The organism is Paracoccus sp. (in: a-proteobacteria) (assembly GCF_030538755.1).
In the GTDB taxonomy this organism is placed as follows: Bacteria; Pseudomonadota; Alphaproteobacteria; order Rhodobacterales; family Rhodobacteraceae; genus Paracoccus.
The window spans coordinates 1-19,348 of record NZ_JAUNTJ010000031.1; the positions used below are offsets into that span (position 1 = coordinate 1).

Consider the following 19,348-nt stretch of genomic DNA (forward strand, 5'->3'; position numbering starts at 1 on the left):
GGATGACAGCCATGGCAAAATTCAACACGATCGACGATCTGGATATGGACGACAAGGTGGTTCTGACCCGCGTGGATATCAATGTTCCGGTGGCAGACGGGCAGGTCACGGACACCACGCGGATCGACAAGATCGTGCCGACCGTCAGGGATATTCAGGCCCGTGGCGGCATCCCGGTGCTGCTGGCGCATTTCGACCGCCCCAAGGGCAAGCGCGTTGACAGCATGAGCCTGAAACAGATCGTGCCCGCGCTGGAAACCGCGCTTGGCCAGCCCGTCACCTTTGCCGACGACTGCATCGGCGGTGCAGCAAAACGGGCGGTTGCGGCGCTGAAACAGGGCGATGTCGCGCTGCTGGAAAACACCCGTTTCCACGAGGGCGAGGAAGCGAACGATCCGACCTTTGCCGCCTCGCTGGCGGCGCTTGGGTCGGTTTACGTCAACGATGCCTTTTCGGCGGCACATCGCGCCCATGCCTCGACCGAGGGGCTGGCCCGGCTGCTGCCCGCCGGTGCCGGTCGCCTGATGGAGGCCGAGCTGAACGCACTGGACGCCGCGCTTGGCACCCCCGAACGCCCGGTGGTCGCCGTGGTCGGCGGCGCCAAGGTTTCGACCAAGCTGGACCTGCTGGGCAATCTGATCGAAAAGGTCGATCATCTGGTGATCGGCGGCGGTATGGCCAACACCTTTCTGGTGGCCAAGGGCGTCGAGGTCGGCAAATCGCTGGCGGAACGCGACATGGCCGACACCGCCCGCGCCATTCTGGACAAGGCGGCGGCGGGTGGCTGCACCATCCATCTGCCGGTGGATGTGGTGGTCGCGCGCGAATTCAAGGCGGGTGCTGCCAGCGAAACCCTGCCCGTGGATCAGTGCCCCGCCGATGCGATGATCCTTGACGCCGGGCCGGATACCGTGGCCGCGATCAAGGATGTTTTCGCCCGCTGCAAGACGCTGATCTGGAACGGCCCGCTTGGCGCGTTCGAGATTGCCCCCTTTGACGCCGCAACCAACGCCGCCGCACAGGCCGCCGCCGTGCTGACGCGCGAAGACCGGCTGATTTCAGTCGCCGGTGGCGGCGACACGGTGGCGGCGCTGAACAAGGCCGGGGTCGCGGGCGACTTTACCTTTATTTCCACCGCAGGCGGTGCGTTTCTGGAATGGATGGAGGGCAAGGAACTGCCCGGCGTCGCCGCGCTGGAGGCATCGACCGTCTGACCGGACCCCGACTTCACATGGTGAAAGGGCGGCTGAAAACAGCCGCCCTTTTTGATCTTAGCCAAAAAGCCACCGACCAAGGCCGCCCAGCAGACCGCCGCCGCTACGGGGGGGCGTGGGGGCAGGCTGTGCCGGGGTCGGATCGGCTTCCTGTTGTGGCGGTGTGGGTTCAGATGCTTCCTCGACCGATGGTTCGGTTGCAACGGGGTCCGCTTCTGCACTGTCATCCACGGCTGCGGCGGGTGGCGGCGCGACCAGAGGCGCGGCGACGGCAGGTTCATCAACCGGAACGGCTGCCTCTGCTGCGGGCTGATCGGCGGCGACGACCGGATCGGCGCTGTCGTCAACTGCGGCGGGTTCGACGCTGTCGGCTGCCGCCGCCTCGGGCTGATCGGTGGCGGCTGTGTCGGCCGTGGGTTTATCCGACGCTGCCTCGGGCGTGGCGGTGTTATTGGCCGGTGTGCCCTTATTGAACAGCCATTCGATATATTGTTCGCGGTCAAAACTGTTGCGAACCCATTCATCGCTGCCGATACCATTGGACACCGCCTGCGCCTGTTCCTTGGCGGCAGTTTCGTCAGCCTCTGCATCGGACGATGTTTCCGAACTGGTGGTCGCCGCTGCCTGAGTGGTTGGCCGACCAGCGCGCAGCCATTCGAGATATTGTTCGCGATTAAAGCTGTTGCGCACCCATTCATCGCTGCCGATGGATGGCTGGGTGGATTTCGTATCCGCCTTGTCGGTGGAAGCTGCGGCCTTACTGGCGGAAGCCGCCGCCTCTTGCGCGGCCTGTTTGTAGGACTGACCATTGCGCAGCCAGTCCACATATTGTTCGCGGTCAAAGCTGTTGCGCACCCAGTCGTCGGTGCCGATACCGGTCGGGTTTTTCGCTGCCGTGCTGGTGGTGGCCGTGGTTGTGCTGGCCTTGTCGGTGGTCGCCGCGCCGGAACCCGTGCTGTTGTCGCCGGTGGACGTGGTGGCGGCGACAACGGGCTCGGCGGCCGTGACAGGCTTGACTGTGCCGGTCGTCACTGTCGCCAGACTGGTCGTGATGGTAATCGACATTTTCCCTCCTCGCATCCGTTTGGGCCGGGCATTCTGACCGCGGGCCGGGCTTTGATGCGCTGATCCTGATTTCTGATGTCCGTCCCGGCCATTTCTTGGACAGGCGTTTGACCGCTGCCGTCTGGCTGGCGATCAGGCGTGACGGATGGCGTGCCATCCGGCGGTGTTGTGCGGTTTCTGCACATCAGCGAAGGCCGAGACCTGATCTGCGACACTTCCCCGCAGTTACAATAGCACAGCCAAACGCTCTGGCATTTCCTTTGTTATTAGGATTTTATCTATTGCTCCGGCCCTTTGGCCCCGCGCCGTTGGCGCAAACAGCGTTGCCCTTGCGCCACGGAGTGATAGGACACGACCCAGCAGTAATGGAGCGTTTGCCATGAAGATGACTGATACCGTCCGCAAAATCCTGGCCAATTACGAGGGTGAAACCCCCGGCGTCAAAGGCCAGCTTGCGCGCATGTTGATGACGGGCCAACTGGCCGGCACCGGCAAGATGATTATCCTGCCCGTCGATCAGGGCTTTGAACACGGCCCGGCGCGGTCTTTTGCGCCCAACCCGGCCGGTTATGACCCGCATTACCACTATCAACTGGCCATCGACGCCGGGCTGAACGCCTATGCCGCGCCGCTTGGCTCGCTTGAGGCGGGGGCCGATACCTTTGCCGGTCAGATCCCGACCATCCTCAAGGTGAACAGCGCCAACAGCCTGATGTCGGGCACCGCTGGCAAGAATCAGGCCATCACCGCCACGGTCGATGATGCGCTGCGCCTTGGCTGTTCTGCCATCGGCTTTACCATCTATCCGGGTTCGGACATGGCGCTGGACATGTTCGAGGAAATCTCGCAGATGCGGCAAGAGGCTGCGGCCAAGGGCGTGGCCACCGTGATCTGGTCCTATCCGCGCGGCGAGGCCGTGTCGAAGGACGGCGAAACCGCCATCGACATCGCCGCCTATGCCGCCCATATCGCGGCGCTGCTGGGTGCGCATATCATCAAGATCAAGCTGTCCACCGACCATCTGGAACTGGCCGAGGCCAAAAAGGTCTATGAAGACAAGCAGATCGCCATCGCCACCCAGGCCGAGCGTGTGCGCCACTGCATGGACGCCAGCTTTGCCGGGCGCCGGATCGTCGTGTTCTCGGGCGGGGCGGCCAAGGGGGCCGATGCCGTCTATGACGACGCGATCGCCATCCGTGACGGCGGCGGTAATGGCTCGATCATCGGGCGCAACAGCTTCCAACGCTCGCGCGAGGATGCGCTGGATATGCTGCAAAAGCTGGTGGATATCTATAAAGGCAAGTGATGCGGCGGACTCCGGGGGTTTCACACCCCCGGACCCCCTGGGATATTTATAGACCAAAGATGAGCGGGCTGTTCGTTGGGGAAAAGGTTCAGTGGGCCTTTTCCCGACCAGCCTCACCCCGTAGGATATTTGCAGATCAAAGATGAGGCGCGTCGTTTTCTATCGGAAAGCGGCGCGTCTTGGCATTGCGGGGCACGGGGTGGCGCGATAACCCGGCAGGGCTGAACAGGAGGCGCGCATGTCTGATGATCCGCTGGTGATCTTTACCCCTTCGGGCAAGCGGGGGCGGGTGCCTGCCGGCACCCCGGTGCTGGAGGCAGCGCGGCGTCTTGGGGTCGATCTGGATTCGGTTTGTGGCGGGCGCGGCATCTGTTCGAAATGTCAGGTCGCGCCGGGCGAAGGGGCGTTTCCGAAACATGGTGTGACCGTCGGGCCGGATGCGTTGTCGCCGGTGAATGCGGTCGAGGAACGCTATGACCGGGTGCGCGGACTGAACGCCGGGCGGCGCCTGGGCTGTCAGGCACGGATCATGGGCGATGTGGTGATCGACGTGCCGCCCGAAAGCCAGCTGCACCGGCAGGTGATTCGCAAATCCGCAGCCGAGCGGGTGATGGTCATGGACCCTGCCGTGCGCCCGTTCTTTGTCGAGGTCGTGGCCCCCGATCTGGACGATCCGACCGGCGATTTTCAACGGCTGGCCGCCGCGCTGCAAGGACAGTGGGGGATCAGGGGCTTGCGTGCCGATCTGCCGGTTCTGGCGCGCTTGCAGCAGGTGCTGCGCAAGGGTGACTGGCAGGTGACGGCGGTGGTCTGGGATGATGGCCGTGCCGTGCCGGTGCTGGTCGATCTGCTGCCCGGTCTGCTGGATGGGCCGCTGTATGGGCTGGCGATTGATCTGGGGTCGACCACCATTGCCGGGCATCTGGTGGCGCTGGATGACGGGCGCGTTCTGGCCTCCAGCGGGTTGATGAACCCGCAGATCCGCTTTGGCGAGGATCTGATGAGCCGGGTCAGCTATGCGATGATGAATCCGGGCGGTGCCGAGGAAATGACCGCCGCCGTGCGCGAGGGGCTGGGGGCTTTGGCCGGTGCTTTGGCGACCGAAGGCGGCGTCGATCCGGCGCGGATCGTCGAGGCGGTGCTGGTCTGCAATCCGGTGATGCACCACCTGCTGCTGGGGATCGACCCGGTGGAACTGGGGCAGGCCCCCTTCGCGCCCGCGACCTCGGATGCGATCACGCTGCGCGCGGGCGAAATCGGGCTGGGCATCGCAGGCGCGGCGCGGGCCTATATTCTGCCGATCATCGCCGGTCATGTCGGGGCCGATGCCGCCGCCGTGGTGCTGTCGGAACAGCCGCAAAAGTCGGATCAGCCGGTGCTGATCGTCGATGTCGGCACCAATGCCGAGATCATTCTGGGCGACAGGCGGCGGGTGCTGGCCTGTTCCTCGCCCACTGGTCCGGCGTTCGAGGGCGCGCAGATTTCCTCGGGCCAGCGGGCCGCCCCCGGCGCGATCGAGCGGGTGCGCATTGATCCGGTCACGAAAGAGCCGCGTTTCCGCATCATCGGCGTCGAGCAATGGTCGGATGAGCCGGGCTTTGCCGAGGCCGCGCAGGCGACGGGGATCACCGGCATCTGCGGGTCGGGCATCATCGAGGCGGTGGCGGAAATGCGCATCGCCGGGCTGGTCGATCCCGGCGGGTTGATCGGCAGCGCCGAACAGACGGGCACGCCGCGCGCCGTTCCTCAGGGGCGCACACATGCTTATATGCTGCATGATGGCAGTGCCTCGGGCGGGCCGGTCATCATGGTGACGCAGGGCGATATTCGCGCGATTCAGCTTGCGAAATCAGCTCTTTACGCCGGGGCGCGGTTGCTGATGGATGAATTCGGGATTGAAACTCTGGATCGTGTCGTGCTGGCCGGCGCGTTCGGGGCGCATATCTCGCCCTTGCATGCGCTGGTGCTGGGGATGATCCCCGATTGTGCGCCGGATCGTGTGACCAGCGCGGGCAATGCCGCCGGAACGGGCGCGCGGATCGCGCTGTGTTCCCGCGCCGCCCGCGCCGAGATCGAGCGCGAAGTGCAGCAGATCACCCGGATCGAAACGGCCATCGCGCCGCGGTTTCAGGAACATTTCGTTGCGGCCAATGCCATTCCGCACGCGACCGACCCGTTCCCGGAACTGGCGGTGCAGGTGGTGCTGCCGCAGGTGGCCTTCAACGCCGGTGGCGAGGGCGGCGGGCGCAGGCGCGGGCGGCGTTGACGGGAACCGGATGATACCGCAGACATTAACAAAGGCGGCTTGTCTGGCCGCATGTCAAACGGAGATCGCCGATGAAACGCATCCTTGCCGCCGCTGTTTTGAGCCTGAGCGCCGCTTTGCCGGTCATGGCCAGTGATGATGACATTCTGCAACGCCAATCCGACGCGGATGTTGCCACGACGGTCGGGCGGCTGACTGCGGCCATCGAAAACGCAGGCGCGACCATTTTCGCAACCGTAGATCACGGGCAGGGCGCGCGGGATGTGGGTGCCGATATTGGTGAATCGCAACTGGTGGTGTTCGGCAATCCCAGGGCCGGAACGCCGGTCATGGAAAAGGACCGGCTGGCGGGCCTGATCCTGCCGCTGTCGATTCTGGTTTACCAGGATGCCAGCGGGCAGGTCTGGGTTGCGCATGAAAGCATCGCGGATCGCTTGGGCGATCTGGACGGGCTGAGCGACGATGACGCGGCCATCACGCCCTTGGCCGAGGCACTTGACCGGCTGAGCGCGGTCGCGGCGGGGCAGTAACGCCCCGCCCGGTCGGGTCAGCCGCGCAGGCCGGTTTCCTGCAACAAACCCAGACGCTTGGCTTCGTAATAATAGCCGCGCGCATACCACATGACGGCCTTGTCGTGGTCGCCGTTCGACACCAGCCACGCGCCGCGCAGGTATTTGACGGCGTATTTCAGGTTGGTTTCGGCATCCAGCAACCCATCGGGCGCGCCTCGATAGCCCATGGTGCGGGCCGTTTGCGGCAGAATCTGCATCAGCCCGTAATAGGGGCCGTTGCGCACGCCGGGGCGATGGCTCGATTCGCGGATAATGACCCGATGCACCAGCGACACGGGCACATCATATTCGCGGGCATATTGGTTAATCAGGCGGCGCAGTTCCGGCGTTTCATTGGGGTGCAGCGCGGCCTGGCTGATGCCGGGATCGGCCAGATACATGCGGTCATTGCCGCCACCGCAGGCGGCCAGCGAGATCAGGCTGGTCGTGACCAGCAGGCGAATTGGGGTAAACATCACTGCCTCGGGGGTTATGGTTATTAATTCTGCGGCGATTATAGTTCGGCGGCGCGGGGTGCCATAATCAAAAGCCAGAGCGCGGCTGTGCGCGCCCCGGCCCTTGGCGGATTTCCGCCTGTTTCAGACGTGGATCGCCCCGTCACCGCAGGCCAAAGCGGCTTCGCGCACGGCCTCGGAACAGGTGGGGTGGGCGTGGCAGGTCAGCGCGATGTCTTGCGCGGCGGCGCCGAATTCCATCGCGACACAGATTTCGTGGATCATCTCGCCTGCGTTGGGGCCGATGATATGGCAACCCAGAATGCGGTCGGTGTCGGCATCCACGATCATCTTGACGAAACCGTCGCCCTGGAACATCGCCTTGGCGCGCGCATTGCCAAGGAAGGGGAATTTGCCCACCTTGATCTTGCGCCCGGTGGCCTTGGCGGCCTCTTCGGTCAGGCCGACATTGGCCACCTCGGGGGTGGTATAGATGACGCCGGGGATGACGTTGTAATTCACATGACCATGCTTGCCGGCGATGACTTCGGCGACGGCCATGCCTTCATCCTCGGCCTTGTGGGCCAGCATCGGGCCGGGCACCGCGTCGCCGATGGCGTAAATACCGGGAACATTGGTTGCCCAATGATCGTTAACGGCCACAAAACCCCGATCCGTCAGCGCCACACCGGCGGCATCCAGGCCAAGCCCGTCAAGATAGGGGCGGCGGCCGGTGGCAACCAGCACGACATCGGCCGTCAGCGATTGCGCATCGCCACCGGCCTTTGGGGCATAGGTGACGGTGGCCTGACCATCGGTGACCTTGGCCGACTGGACGGCGGCACCAAGGATGAACTTAAGCCCCTGTTTGGTCAGAATTTTCTGGAACTGCTTTTGCACCTCGGCATCCATGCCGGGGGTGATGGCGTCCAGATATTCGACCACCGTCACCTCGGCACCAAGGCGGGAATAGACCGAGCCAAGTTCCAGCCCGATGACGCCCGCGCCGATCACCACCATGGATTTCGGAATGGTCGGCAGGGTCAGTGCGCCGGTGGAATCGACAATCACGCCTGCATCGTTATCGACCTCGACCCCTTTCAGCGCCGCAGGGGCCGAGCCGGTGGCGATGACGATGTTTTTGGCTTCGTGCACGGTATCGCCGACCTTGACCTTGCCGGGGGCCTCGATCGTGGCCCAGCCTTTGATCCAGTCGATCTTGTTCTTTTTGAACAGGAATTCGATGCCTTTGGTGTTGGTGCCAACCGTATCGGCCTTGTAAGATTGCATCTTGGCCCAATCGACCGTCGGGGCCGCGCCCATCAGCCCCATTTTTTCAAAGTTTTCATGGGTTTCATGCAGCATATGGCTGGCATGAAGCAGGGCCTTGGACGGGATGCAGCCAACGTTCAGGCAGGTGCCGCCCAAGGTTTCGCGCCCTTCGACAACGGCGGTTTTCAGGCCCAACTGGGCGGCCCGGATGGCGCAGACATAGCCGCCGGGGCCAGCGCCGATGACGATCAGATCATACATTCTTGTTTCCTTTGCTTGACCGCAAGCCGGGGGCTTCGCGCCCCCGGACCCCCGCGGGATATTTTCAGACCAAAGATGCCAGCAGGGCGGTGACGATCATCGCCATGGTGGCCAGAAAGCCGATGCACCAGATGACAGATCGCCAAGGCGACCAGCCCAGGGCATAGGCCGGAACATAGAGGATACGCGCGGCCAGATAGGTCCATGCGCAAACGGCGGTGAAGGTGCTGGCGGCATTGCCGAGCGTGACGACGATCACGGCGATGGTGAAAAAAGCCAGTCCTTCGAAGTGGTTGGTGACTGCGCGGCGCAGGCGTCCGGTCAGCGGGGACAGTTGTGGCTGGCTGTCGCGTGGGCTGGCATTCCAATCGACGCCGGTGTCACGGTTCATTGACCATCCGGCAAGGCCGATCTGAGCGGCTTGCAGTAAAGCTGCCCATGCCAAGATGGTCAGTTCCGGTGTCATGCCGTTTCCACGAAGTGGAAGGCGGTGCCGGTGACGCCTGCCTGGCTGTTGAAGACGCCCGCCGCGCCGTCCAGATATTCACGCGCGCGTTTGGTGTCGGCGACGGTGTAGAGCGCCCAGGCCGAACTGTCGCTTTCACGCCACAATTGCAGCAGGTTCAGGCTGGCGGCACCGCGATCTTCGGCATCTGCGTCGAAGGCGGATTTGAAGGTTGCATAGTCCGAGATTGTGTAGTGTGCGATGAGTTGTGTCATGTTCACGACCTTTCTCTGATATGTTCTTCGGTGCCCAGAGCGAGAGGGGCCTGCATCAGCTTTCTTTGCCCGGACTGGTCGCCGTGAGCTGGGTGGCCGGGGCTGTGATGGTGCGGGCGGCCTTGCGAAAGAGGGCCGGGCGCGCTGATTGCCGCGCCCGGCCTGTTGTCACAGATCCATCAGCAGGCGGCGCGGATCTTCCAGCGCCTCTTTCACGCGGACGAGGAAGGTCACGGCGCCTTTGCCATCGACGATGCGGTGGTCATAGGACAGCGCCAGATACATCATCGGGCGGATCACGATCTGGCCACCGACCACCACGGGCCGGTCCTGAATCTTGTGCATCCCCAGAATACCCGACTGCGGCGGGTTCAGGATCGGCGACGACATGAGCGAGCCGTAAACCCCGCCGTTCGAGATGGTAAAGGTGCCGCCCTGCATCTCGTCCATTGTCAGCTTGCCGTCGCGGCCCTTGGCACCCAGTTCGCCGATTTCCTTTTCGATCGCGGCGAAGGATTTCTGGTCGGCATCCCGCACCACCGGCACCACCAGACCCGAGGGCGTGCCGACGGCGACACCCATGTTAACGTAGTTCTTGTAAACCACGTCGGTGCCGTCGATTTCGGCATTCACCTCGGGCACTTCTTTCAGGGCATGGCAGCAGGCCTTGACGAAGAAAGACATAAAGCCAAGCTTGACTTTGTGTTTCTTTTCAAAGGCATCCTTGTATTCATTGCGCAGCCCCATGATGCCGGACATGTCCACCTCGTTATAGGTGGTCAGCATGGCGGCGGTGTTCTGCGCATCTTTCAGGCGGCGCGCGATGGTCTGGCGCAGGCGGGTCATGCGGACGCGTTCTTCGCGCGCGGTATCCTGCTGGGCGGCAGGTGCGCGCGGTGCGGCTGCGGGGGCCGAGGCGGCGCGGGCCACGTCTTCCTTCATCGCGCGACCGTCGCGGCCCGAACCCTGCACGGCATCGCGGCTGATGCCCTGTTCGGCCATTGCCTTTTTCGCAGAAGGCGCATCTTCGACGTCGCTGCGGGCCTGAACCTGCTCGGGGCCTGCGCCGGGCGAGTTCACCGCCGCCGATTTCGCCTCGGCGCGGGTTTTGGCGGCGGCGGCGCTTTCGGCGCGTTCGCTTTCGGTCAGCGAGGGCTGTTTGGCTGGCGCGGCACCGGCGGCGCCTTCGGTCACGATGGCCAGACGCGCCTTGGCATCGACCGTATCGCCTTCATTCGCGATGATTTCGGCCAGCACGCCAGCAACCGGCGACGGCACCTCGACCGATACCTTGTCGGTTTCCAACTCGCACAGCATTTCATCGACGGCGACGGTATCGCCGACCTTTTTGAACCAGGTGGCGACCGTGGCTTCGGTCACCGACTCGCCCAGGGTGGGCACCATTACATCCACGGATTTGCCGCTCATTTTCGTTGTGCCCTCCTCAGGCAATCTTGTCCCGCAACAGCGGTGGTTGGGTTCGGGCAGGGCAGATCGCCCCGCATCTGGCCGCTGCCCCAAGCCCGGTTACGGGCGGGGCAGGCGGCGGTTGTGTCAGTCGGCGGCCAGTGCCTCGGATACCAGTGCATCCTGTTCGGCTTTGTGGCGGCTGGCCAGCCCCGTCGCGACCGAGGCCGCAGCGGCGCGGCCAACATAGCGGGCGCGCGAATGTTTCGCGCCGATGCGTTCCAGAACCCATTCCAGATTGGGTTCAACAAAGCTCCACCCGCCCTGATTCTTGGGTTCTTCCTGGCACCAGACCACTTCGGCCTGCGCAAACCGCGCCAGTTCGCGCGACATGGTTTGCGCCGGGAAGGGATAGAACTGTTCCAGACGCATCAGATACACGTCGGTGATCCCGGCTTCGTCCCGCGCCTTGAGCAGATCATAGTAAACCTTGCCCGAGCAGATCACCACGCGGCGGATCTGATCGTCGGGCACCAGCCGGGTTTCCGATTGACCCAGTTGCGCGTGATCCCACAGCACCCGGTGGAAGGTGCTGCCGGTCAGGAATTCGTCCGCCTTGCTGACGGCCATCGGGTGGCGCAGCAGCGATTTCGGCGTCATCAGCACCAGCGGTTTGCGGAAGCTGCGATGGATCTGCCGGCGCAGGATGTGGAAATAGTTCGCCGGGGTCGAGCAGTTGGCCACGATCCAGTTATCTTCGGCGCAGGCTTGCAAAAAGCGTTCCAGACGGCCCGAGGAATGTTCCGGCCCCTGACCTTCGAACCCGTGCGGCAGCAGCATGACCAGACCCGACATGCGCAACCATTTCTTTTCGCCCGAGGAAATGAACTGGTCGAACATGATCTGCGCGCCGTTGGCAAAATCGCCGAACTGCGCTTCCCACAGGGTCAGCGTGTTGGGTTCGGCCAGCGAATAGCCATATTCGAAACCCAGCACCGCATATTCCGACAGCATCGAGTCGATGACTTCGTATTGCGCCTGACCCTCGGCGATGTTGTTCAGCGGATAATAGCGTTCCTCGGTCTTTTGATCGACAAAGGCCGAATGCCGCTGGCTGAAGGTGCCGCGCGCGCAATCCTGCCCCGACAGGCGGACGCCGTTGCCTTCGGTCAGCAGGCTGCCGAATGCCAAAGCCTCGCCAGTTGCCCAGTCAAAGCCCTGCCCGGATTCGAACATGGCCTTTTTGGCGTCCAGCAGGCGGCCGACGGTCTTGTGCAGGGCGATGTCGCTGGGCGGCGTGGTCAGGGCACGGCCGATGCTGGCCATGGTTTCGGCGGAAATGCCGGTTTCACCGGCGACATATTCCGCCCCCTCGCGCGCCAGACCGGCCCATTTACCGTCCAGCCAGTCGGCCTTGTTCGGCTTGAAGTTGCGGCCGATTTCGAATTCCTCGTTCAGGTGTGCCTGAAACGCGGCTTTCATATCCTCGATCTCGCCCTCGGGGATCAGGCCGTCGGCAACCAGCCGGTCGGTATAAAGTTGCAGCGTGGTCTTGTGACCCTTGATGCGGGTATACATCGCAGGGTTGGTGAACATCGGCTCATCGCCTTCGTTATGGCCAAAGCGGCGATAACAGAAGATGTCCAGAACCACATCCTTGTGGAATTTCTGCCGGAATTCGGTCGCCACCTTGGCGGCGTGGACCACCGCTTCGGGATCGTCGCCGTTCACATGGAAGATCGGCGCTTCGACCATCAGCGCAAGGTCGGTCGGATAGGGCGAGGTGCGGCTGAAATGCGGCGCGGTGGTAAAGCCGATCTGGTTGTTTACCACGATATGGATGGTGCCGCCGGTGCGATGACCCTTGATCCCCGAAAGCTGGAAACATTCCGCGACAACGCCCTGACCGGCAAAGGCGGCGTCGCCATGCAGCAGGATAGGCAGAACGGCGGTGCGTTCCTTCTGGTCGGAAAGCTGGTCCTGCTTGGCGCGGACCTTGCCCAGAACGACCGGGTTCACCGCTTCGAGGTGCGAGGGGTTGGCGGTCAGCGACAGGTGAACCGAATTGCCGTCAAATTCGCGGTCGCTGGATGCGCCGAGGTGATATTTCACGTCGCCCGAACCATCCACATCCTCGGGCTTGAAGCTGCCGCCCTGAAATTCGTGGAAAATGGCGCGGTAAGGTTTGCCCATCACATTGGCCAGAACCGACAGGCGGCCACGGTGGGGCATCCCGACCACGATTTCCTTGACCCCAAGCGCGCCGCCGCGCTTGATGATCTGTTCCATCGCGGGGATCAGCGCCTCGCCGCCGTCAAGGCCAAAGCGTTTGGTGCCCATGTATTTGACATGCAGGAACTTTTCAAAGCCCTCGGCCTCGACCAGCTTGTTCAGGATGGCGCGGCGGCCTTCGCGGGTGAACTGGATTTCCTTGCCATAGCCTTCGATCCGTTCCTTCAGCCAGGATGCCTGATCGGGGTCGGAGATGTGCATGAATTGCAGCGCGAAGGTGCCGCAATAGGTGCGTTCCATCAGGGCGGTGATTTCGCGGATCGAGGCGACCTCAAGCCCCAGCACGTTGTCGATAAAGATCGGCCGGTCCAGATCGCCCGCGCTGAAACCATAGGTGCCGGGGTTCAGCTCGCCATGGCTGGGCACCTCACGCATCCCAAGCGGGTCGAGATCAGCGTGCAGGTGGCCCCGGATCCGATAGGCGCGGATCAGCATCAGCGCGCGAATGCTGTCCAGCACCGCCTGCCGCATCTGTTCCGAAGTCAGCGTGACGCCCTTTTCAGCGGCCTTGGCGGCGATCTTTTCCATCGCGGCCTTGGCTTCGGACGGCTTGGCCATGGGCCATTCGCCGGTCAGGGCTGCGGTCATGTCATCGCCGGGCAGGGGCGGCCAGTCGGCGCGTTTCCAGCTTGGCCCGTCAGCGGCCTGTTCTGCTGCGCCGGCCTCATCCTCGCCCCATGCGGCGAAATAGCGGTTCCATGCCTCGTCCACGGCGGCCGGGTCGCGCGACCAGCGGGCATACAGATCCTCGACCCAGGCGGCGTTCTGGCCTTGCAGGAACGAAGAATCGTGGAAATCGGCGTTTTTGGGTTGTTCGGTCATGACGTGATCGGCCTCCCTTGGACCGGCGGGTAACATGGTGCCTTAGACGGCACCGCATTCGACAACAAGAATCTGAACCCCCGGCATCGCGCTGCCTGCGCGGGGGGCCTGAGTGCGGGTATTCGCCACGCCCGAGGCGCCGCACAGCCGCGCGGGGGCGGCGCTGATGCTGGCAGCATCGGCCTGATTGGGGCGGAACAGAACGGTAAAACGACTGGACGCATCGCCCGCCACCGACACCAGCGACGATTGCGGCAGGCCGGTGCGGGCATCGCGCGGGCCAACCGCCACAGCGGCGGGGCGCGCCGGATCGGGCGCGGGCACCGCCACCACAGGGGTCGTGGGCGCGGGATTGGCAGGCACCGAAACCACCGGGCGCGGTGCGGCGACCACAGGTGTGGGGGCCGGGGTGGCAACCGGCGGCGGCGCGACGGTCTGAACACACCCGGCCAGGCCGGTGAACAGGATCAAGGCAGCAATGCGGCGCATGGTGGTTCTTCCTCGCTTTGGGTTTGCTTTATCACAGCCACGCCCCTGCAAGATATGCCCGGAACGTGCAGCATTCAAATCAACAGAAACGGACTGCTGCATAAGGCAGCGGCGGCGCGGCGCAGTGGCGAGGGGCAGGCTCATTTCCGGCACCCGAAACATGGACGGGCGGTCATAAGCGGCGCACCCCCATCTGTCGTTGCCTGCTTGCGCCCTGCTTTTCTGCGGCAGCAACAGGCCGGGTGATCTGACAATCATCCGGCATCTGAACAGCGTTCCGCAGCACATCCCTGGGCAGCGCCATATCCGGCACAACCAGCCCGCTGGTCGGGTCAGGGCGAAGGGCAGCGGCGTCAGCGGGTGACGCCATGACCGTGCCGCCGCAGACTGCGACCAGAGAAAGGCAAACGCATACAACCGTTTGCACCAAGGACCGCATAAAGAACATCCTTTTGAGACCACGCCCCCGGCTTACACCGGGGGCGTTGAGATTTCGTTACTTGCCGATGGCTTTCAGCACGGCTTCGCCCAGACCGGCGGGGCTGTCGGCGACCACGATCCCGGCGGATTTCATCGCCTCGATCTTGGATTCCGCGTCGCCCTTGCCGCCCGAAACGATGGCACCGGCGTGGCCCATGCGGCGGCCCGGAGGTGCGGTGCGCCCGGCGATGAAACCGGCGGTCGGCTTCCATTTGCCTTTGCGTTTCTGCTCGGCCAGGAACTCGGCGGCTTCTTCTTCGGCGGAGCCGCCGATTTCGCCGATCATGATGATCGAGGTGGTTTCATCATCGTCCAGGAACATGCGCAGCACGTCGATATGTTCCATGCCCTTGATCGGGTCGCCGCCGATGCCGACGGCTGTGGACTGACCCAGACCCACGTCCGAGGTCTGCTTCACCGCCTCATAGGTCAGGGTGCCGGAACGCGACACCACACCGACGCTGCCGCGCGAGAAGATCGAACCGGGCATGATGCCGATCTTGCATTCGCCCGGCGTCAGGATGCCGGGGCAGTTCGGGCCGATCAGGGTCGATTTCGACCCTTGCAGCGCGCGTTTCACCCGCATCATGTCCAGAACCGGGATGCCCTCGGTGATCGCGACGATCAGTTCGATTTCCGCGTCGATCGCCTCAAGGATCGAGTCAGCGGCGAAGGGCGGCGGCACATAGATCGCGGTCGCATTCGCGCCGGTTTTCGCCACAGCCTCGTGGACCGAGTTGAAGACCGGCAGGTCAAGATGCGTGGTGCTGCCCTTGCCGGGGGTCACGCCGCCGACCATCTGCGTGCCATAGGCAATCGCCTGTTCGGTGTGGAAGGTGCCCTGAGACCCGGTGATCCCCTGGCAGATGACTTTGGTATCTTTGTTAACGAGAATGGCCATGTTCAGTCCTACTCTTGGAGTGCCAGCAGCGAAACTTGCCCGTCAGGCGAGGGAGCTGGCAGAATAACGGTCAGGTTGTTCATACGCGGGATGCGATAACTGTTTCCCTTGGCATCGGTGGCCTTGCGCCAGTTGCTGCCAAAGGTTTCGGTCAGGCGGCGCTCAATCATTGACGACAATTGCGCCTGCGTCGGACCCTTGGTCGAAACCAGGCAGCCGCGTTTGCCGCCGCTGGCTCTGACAGACGCGCCCATTGGGCCGCTGACCCAGACCCCTGTGGCTGTCCGCGTCATGCCCAACTGGGCGAACGCGGCTTCAGCACCTGCAAACCCGTTTGCTGCCGTTGACATACAGACACCAAAGGTCTGCACGGCCAACTCGCCGGCAAGGAGGTTGCGGCTGAGATCACTGCCTGACGGGGTAGGTTCCGCGGTCGTTTCGCAGCCGGCGACCATCATGCCGAAGGTGAGGGCCACAAACGCCGAAGAGACCTTCATCCCCATCACCCCTTGACCGCTTTGACGATCTTTTCGGCGCCGTCTTTCAGATCATCGGCGGCGATCACGTTCAGGCCGCTTTCGTTGATGATCTTCTTGCCCAGATCGACGTTGGTGCCTTCCAGACGGACGACCAGCGGAACCTCCAGCCCGACCTCTTTCACCGCGGCGACGATGCCTTCGGCGATGATGTCGCAGCGCATGATGCCGCCAAAGATGTTGACCAGAATGCCTTTGACGTTCGGGTCCGAGGTGATGATCTTGAACGCCTCGGTCACTTTTTCCTTGGTCGCGCCGCCGCCGACGTCAAGAAAGTTGGCCGGTTCCGCGCCATACAGCTTGATGATGTCCATGGTGGCCATCGCCAGACCGGCGCCGTTCACCATGCAGCCGATTTCACCGTCCAGCGCGATGTAGTTCAGATCGAATTTCGACGCCGCCAGTTCCTTGGGGTCTTCCTCGGTTTCGTCGCGCAGGGCCATGATGTCGGGCTGGCGATAGAGGGCGTTGTTATCAAAGCCCATTTTCGCGTCCAGACATTTCAGGTTGCCGTCTTTCATGACGATCAGCGGGTTGATTTCCAGCATCTCCATGTCTTTTTCGATGAACATACGATACAGGTTTTTCACCAGCGCCACGCATTGTTTCACCTGTGCGCCGGTCAGACCCAAGGCAAAGGCCACGCGGCGACCGTGGAAATCCGACAGGCCAGACGCCGGATCGACGCTGAAGCTGACGATCTTTTCGGGGGTGTGGGCGGCGACTTCCTCGATGTCCATGCCGCCTTCGGTCGACGCGACGAAGGACACGCGCGAGGTGCCACGATCAACCAGCAGGGCCAGATACAGCTCGCGTTCGATGTCGCTGCCGTCTTCGATATAGATGCGGTTGACCTGCTTGCCGACCGGGCCGGTCTGGTGGGTGACGAGGGTGCGGCCCAGCATCTGCTTGGTCAGTTCCTCGGCCTCGGTCACGGATTTGGCCAGACGGACGCCGCCCTTTTCACCGGCCTCTGCCTCTTTGAAGCTGCCTTTGCCGCGGCCACCGGCGTGGATCTGGGCTTTGACGACCCACAGCGGGCCGTCCAGTTCGCCCGCCGCCGATTTCGCCTCGTCCGCCTTCATCACGATGCGGCCGTCCGAAACGGGCGCCCCATACTGACGCAGCAGCGCCTTGGCCTGATATTCGTGGATGTTCATCGCAAACCCCCTTTATGACTGGTTCGGTTTGCCCGGCCTTGTGGCACAAGCGCACAGGCAAAAGAAACGAAAAACGCGGAAATAGCGAAAATCTGCTGGATTCAACCAGCTTGTGATCACAGCCATGCAGGCTGTGATCACAGCGGCTTGCGGCAGGCCCGGATTAGTTGAGCCAGACCGCCATCAGCATCCCGTTACCCTCCATCAGCATATCGAAATAAGAGATCGCCCCGGAACTGGCCATCTCGCCCTGTTCCAGATAGGGCAGCGCCGAAGCCCCCTGAATCCAGCCGATCAGATCGACGGGGCGCGGGTCCAGAAACACTTGCCGCACATTGACGCCGGCATCGCCGCGCCAATAGGGAATCAGCGCCTCGCCGTTCAGCACAAGCTCGACCTCGGCCAGAACCTCTTGCCATGCCGCGCCGGTTTCTGGCGGCAGGGCGATGCCCGTGGCGCTGCTTTGCTGCGCATTGGGAATCCATTCGCGCGTATTGTCGGTCTCTTGAGCGACCAAGGCCCAGAAACGCCGGTTTTCCGCGATCATCGCCAGAAAATCGGCATGGGCGGCACTGGCATGGGCGGTGTCGGGCTGCTGTTTCAGCGTGTTGATGACGATGGCAACGGCATCCAGCCAGGAATCCTCGACAAAGCCGCCCAATGGCATGGTCTCGAAATTGGTGAGTTCGGCAAACGCGGCACGGGTTTCCATCGCGTCGCGGATCGGGCCGGTCGGGTCATAGGCAAGGACCACCTGCGCCGTGCCGGACATCAGATGCGTATAGGCCGACAGCCATGCCGCATCGGCGGTGTCGAACCGGATCACCGGAACGGGCTGCGGCTCGGCCCATGGCGCGGCGGGACCGATGCCCAGCAAATCGCCCGCAATGTCGATCAGCCCCTCGCCATCTTCACGGGTGCCATCGGCGTTCACGTCGAACCAGATATCGGCAAGGTCGATGTCCAGCCCGAATTCATCCTCCAGCCCGGCCAGAGGCGCACGGGCCTGCGCCATGGTTTCGGTCAGGTCCGCCAGCACTTCGGCCAGCAATTCGGGCCGCAGCGGGTCGGGGGCGGGATTGGCGGGGATGGGCAGGCGCAGCACCGGCAGGTTGCCCACCTCCTCTGACAGACCCACCTGCCAACGCGCCTGAAGCGCGGTCTCGATCGCGCCCAGAAAGCGCAGCCCGGCCAGTGCAAAGCGGTCCTGGGGTGCGGGATCGGCCAGATCCGCCAGCCGTGCCTGAACCGAGGCGAGGCCCCGTTCACCGATTTCGCGCGACAGGGCCAGATCGGGCGCGGGGCCGTCATCGGCGGGCAGCGGGGCCGTGCTATCCGAGGGGGGCGGTTCGGGATTGTCCGGTTGCTGCATGACGTCTGCGGCGGCAGAGTGATCCTGTTGCGCGTGAACGGGCCATGCGGTCGCGAGTGTCAGGGCAAGAACAAGCGGGGCTTGGCGAAAGCGTTTCATGCGATCCTCATTCGATTTTCGTGATCCTGATCCCGGTTGCCGCAAAAGAAAACCCCCGGCCTGCAAGGGCCGGGGGTTCGTTCTGCAATGCCGGTGCGGTTACGCCAGCGTGCCGTCGATGCCTTTGCACGCCTCGACCAGACCTTTGACGGCATCGACCGACTTGTCGAACATCGCCTGTTCGTCGCTGTTCAGTTCGATGTCGATGACCTTTTCGATGCCGCCCGCACCGATCACGGTCGGCACGCCGACGTAAAGGCCGTTCAGCCCATAGGCGCCATCGACGAAGGCGGCGCAGGGCAGGACGCGCTTTTGGTCTTTCAGATAGCTTTCGGCCATCTCGATCGCGCTGGTCGCCGGGGCATAGAAGGCGCTGCCGGTTTTCAGCAGGCCGACGATTTCGGCGCCGCCGTCACGGGTGCGCTGAACGATGGTGTCCAGCTTGTCCTGCGTGGTCCAGCCCATTTTCACCAGATCCGGCAGCGGAATACCGGCGACGGTGGAATAGCGGGCCAGCGGCACCATGGTATCGCCGTGGCCGCCCAGAACGAAGGCGGTGACGTCTTTCATCGAGACGCCGAATTCCAGCGACAGGAAGTGGCGGAAGCGTGCCGAATCCAGCACGCCGGCCATGCCGACGACCTTGTTCGCGGGCAGGCCGCTGAACTGTTGCAGCGCCC

Annotated in this window: 16 protein-coding genes and 1 pseudogene; 4 read left to right on the top strand and 13 right to left on the bottom strand. The window is 63.4% G+C overall.

Going from position 1 to position 19,348, the window contains the following annotated elements:
* Positions 1–11: 11 nt before the first annotated feature.
* Complete coding sequence (gene pgk, locus Q4G14_RS14040) at positions 12–1,214, top strand: phosphoglycerate kinase (protein WP_303362404.1); 1,203 nt, start codon at positions 12–14, stop codon at positions 1,212–1,214.
* A gap of 57 nt (positions 1,215–1,271) precedes the next feature.
* Here the strand turns inward: pgk and Q4G14_RS14045 are convergent, their stop codons facing one another.
* Entirely contained in the window at positions 1,272–2,279 is a 1,008-nt protein-coding gene (locus Q4G14_RS14045) for a hypothetical protein (RefSeq protein WP_303362389.1), read from the bottom strand.
* Positions 2,280–2,658: 379 nt separating this feature from the next.
* Here Q4G14_RS14045 and Q4G14_RS14050 point away from each other — a divergent pair, with 379 nt between their 5' ends.
* The 3 genes from Q4G14_RS14050 to Q4G14_RS14060 all read left to right on the top strand — a co-directional run bounded on the left by Q4G14_RS14050 (position 2,659) and on the right by Q4G14_RS14060 (position 6,381).
* Positions 2,659–3,585: a class I fructose-bisphosphate aldolase gene (locus Q4G14_RS14050; RefSeq protein ID WP_303362390.1), complete on the top strand. Its 927-nt coding sequence runs from the start codon at positions 2,659–2,661 to the stop codon at positions 3,583–3,585.
* A gap of 238 nt (positions 3,586–3,823) precedes the next feature.
* Complete coding sequence (locus tag Q4G14_RS14055) at positions 3,824–5,851, top strand: ASKHA domain-containing protein (RefSeq protein WP_303362391.1); 2,028 nt, start codon at positions 3,824–3,826, stop codon at positions 5,849–5,851.
* A gap of 71 nt (positions 5,852–5,922) precedes the next feature.
* Positions 5,923–6,381 (top strand): DUF302 domain-containing protein, encoded by a 459-nt coding sequence (locus tag Q4G14_RS14060; protein WP_303362392.1) that lies wholly within the window; start codon positions 5,923–5,925, stop codon positions 6,379–6,381.
* A gap of 17 nt (positions 6,382–6,398) precedes the next feature.
* On the opposite strand, the gene Q4G14_RS14065 is transcribed toward Q4G14_RS14060, so the two are convergent.
* The 12 genes and pseudogenes from Q4G14_RS14065 to Q4G14_RS14120 all read right to left on the bottom strand — a co-directional run.
* Positions 6,399–6,878: a lytic transglycosylase domain-containing protein gene (locus tag Q4G14_RS14065; RefSeq protein WP_303362393.1), complete on the bottom strand. Its 480-nt coding sequence runs from the start codon at positions 6,876–6,878 to the stop codon at positions 6,399–6,401.
* Positions 6,879–7,001: 123 nt separating this feature from the next.
* The gene (gene lpdA / locus Q4G14_RS14070; protein WP_303362394.1) at positions 7,002–8,390 is read right to left on the bottom strand and encodes a dihydrolipoyl dehydrogenase; all 1,389 of its coding nucleotides are present in this window, start codon (positions 8,388–8,390) and stop codon (positions 7,002–7,004) included.
* 64 nt (positions 8,391–8,454) lie between these two features.
* Positions 8,455–8,856, bottom strand: a complete 402-nt coding sequence (locus Q4G14_RS14075) for an MAPEG family protein (protein WP_303362395.1) — start codon at positions 8,854–8,856, stop codon at positions 8,455–8,457.
* Complete coding sequence (locus Q4G14_RS14080) at positions 8,853–9,110, bottom strand: hypothetical protein (RefSeq protein WP_303362396.1); 258 nt, start codon at positions 9,108–9,110, stop codon at positions 8,853–8,855. Before Q4G14_RS14080 ends, Q4G14_RS14075 begins: the two co-directional genes overlap by 4 nt.
* Before the next feature lie 168 nt (positions 9,111–9,278).
* Positions 9,279–10,538, bottom strand: a complete 1,260-nt coding sequence (odhB, locus tag Q4G14_RS14085) for a 2-oxoglutarate dehydrogenase complex dihydrolipoyllysine-residue succinyltransferase (protein ID WP_303362397.1) — start codon at positions 10,536–10,538, stop codon at positions 9,279–9,281.
* A 126-nt stretch (positions 10,539–10,664) separates the two neighbouring features.
* Entirely contained in the window at positions 10,665–13,631 is a 2,967-nt protein-coding gene (locus tag Q4G14_RS14090; protein WP_303362398.1) for a 2-oxoglutarate dehydrogenase E1 component, read from the bottom strand.
* Between the two features lie 42 nt (positions 13,632–13,673).
* Positions 13,674–14,120 carry a hypothetical protein gene (locus tag Q4G14_RS14095; protein WP_303362399.1) on the bottom strand — a complete coding sequence of 149 codons (447 nt, stop codon included), beginning with the start codon at positions 14,118–14,120 and terminating at the stop codon, positions 13,674–13,676.
* A 496-nt stretch (positions 14,121–14,616) separates the two neighbouring features.
* Complete coding sequence (gene sucD, locus Q4G14_RS14100) at positions 14,617–15,501, bottom strand: succinate--CoA ligase subunit alpha (protein WP_303362400.1); 885 nt, start codon at positions 15,499–15,501, stop codon at positions 14,617–14,619.
* 8 nt (positions 15,502–15,509) lie between these two features.
* On the bottom strand, positions 15,510–15,998 hold the full coding sequence (locus tag Q4G14_RS14105; protein ID WP_303362401.1) for a hypothetical protein: 489 nt from the start codon (positions 15,996–15,998) through the stop codon (positions 15,510–15,512).
* 5 nt (positions 15,999–16,003) lie between these two features.
* A complete protein-coding gene (sucC, locus tag Q4G14_RS14110; RefSeq protein WP_303362402.1) occupies positions 16,004–17,197 on the bottom strand; it encodes an ADP-forming succinate--CoA ligase subunit beta in 1,194 nt (397 codons plus the stop codon).
* A gap of 163 nt (positions 17,198–17,360) precedes the next feature.
* Entirely contained in the window at positions 17,361–18,668 is a 1,308-nt protein-coding gene (locus tag Q4G14_RS14115) for a hypothetical protein (protein WP_303362403.1), read from the bottom strand.
* A 99-nt stretch (positions 18,669–18,767) separates the two neighbouring features.
* A pseudogene (locus Q4G14_RS14120) lies at positions 18,768–19,348 on the bottom strand (malate dehydrogenase); the annotation flags it as partial.

Excerpts from the sequence above, each read along its gene's own strand:
- Q4G14_RS14115 (WP_303362403.1), bottom strand. The coding sequence starts at position 18,668 with ATGAAACGCTTTCGCCAAGCCCCGCTTGTTCTTGCCCTGACACTCGCG.
- Q4G14_RS14045 (WP_303362389.1), bottom strand. The coding sequence starts at position 2,279 with ATGTCGATTACCATCACGACCAGTCTGGCGACAGTGACGACCGGCACA.
- lpdA (WP_303362394.1), bottom strand. The coding sequence starts at position 8,390 with ATGTATGATCTGATCGTCATCGGCGCTGGCCCCGGCGGCTATGTCTGC.
- Q4G14_RS14055 (WP_303362391.1), top strand. The coding sequence starts at position 3,824 with ATGTCTGATGATCCGCTGGTGATCTTTACCCCTTCGGGCAAGCGGGGG.
- Q4G14_RS14065 (WP_303362393.1), bottom strand. The coding sequence starts at position 6,878 with ATGTTTACCCCAATTCGCCTGCTGGTCACGACCAGCCTGATCTCGCTG.
- Q4G14_RS14090 (WP_303362398.1), bottom strand. The coding sequence starts at position 13,631 with ATGACCGAACAACCCAAAAACGCCGATTTCCACGATTCTTCGTTCCTG.
- Q4G14_RS14075 (WP_303362395.1), bottom strand. The coding sequence starts at position 8,856 with ATGACACCGGAACTGACCATCTTGGCATGGGCAGCTTTACTGCAAGCC.
- sucC (WP_303362402.1), bottom strand. The coding sequence starts at position 17,197 with ATGAACATCCACGAATATCAGGCCAAGGCGCTGCTGCGTCAGTATGGG.
- sucD (WP_303362400.1), bottom strand. The coding sequence starts at position 15,501 with ATGGCCATTCTCGTTAACAAAGATACCAAAGTCATCTGCCAGGGGATC.
- Q4G14_RS14060 (WP_303362392.1), top strand. The coding sequence starts at position 5,923 with ATGAAACGCATCCTTGCCGCCGCTGTTTTGAGCCTGAGCGCCGCTTTG.
- Q4G14_RS14080 (WP_303362396.1), bottom strand. The coding sequence starts at position 9,110 with ATGACACAACTCATCGCACACTACACAATCTCGGACTATGCAACCTTC.
- Q4G14_RS14095 (WP_303362399.1), bottom strand. The coding sequence starts at position 14,120 with ATGCGCCGCATTGCTGCCTTGATCCTGTTCACCGGCCTGGCCGGGTGT.
- Q4G14_RS14050 (WP_303362390.1), top strand. The coding sequence starts at position 2,659 with ATGAAGATGACTGATACCGTCCGCAAAATCCTGGCCAATTACGAGGGT.
- odhB (WP_303362397.1), bottom strand. The coding sequence starts at position 10,538 with ATGAGCGGCAAATCCGTGGATGTAATGGTGCCCACCCTGGGCGAGTCG.
- pgk (WP_303362404.1), top strand. The coding sequence starts at position 12 with ATGGCAAAATTCAACACGATCGACGATCTGGATATGGACGACAAGGTG.
- Q4G14_RS14105 (WP_303362401.1), bottom strand. The coding sequence starts at position 15,998 with ATGAAGGTCTCTTCGGCGTTTGTGGCCCTCACCTTCGGCATGATGGTC.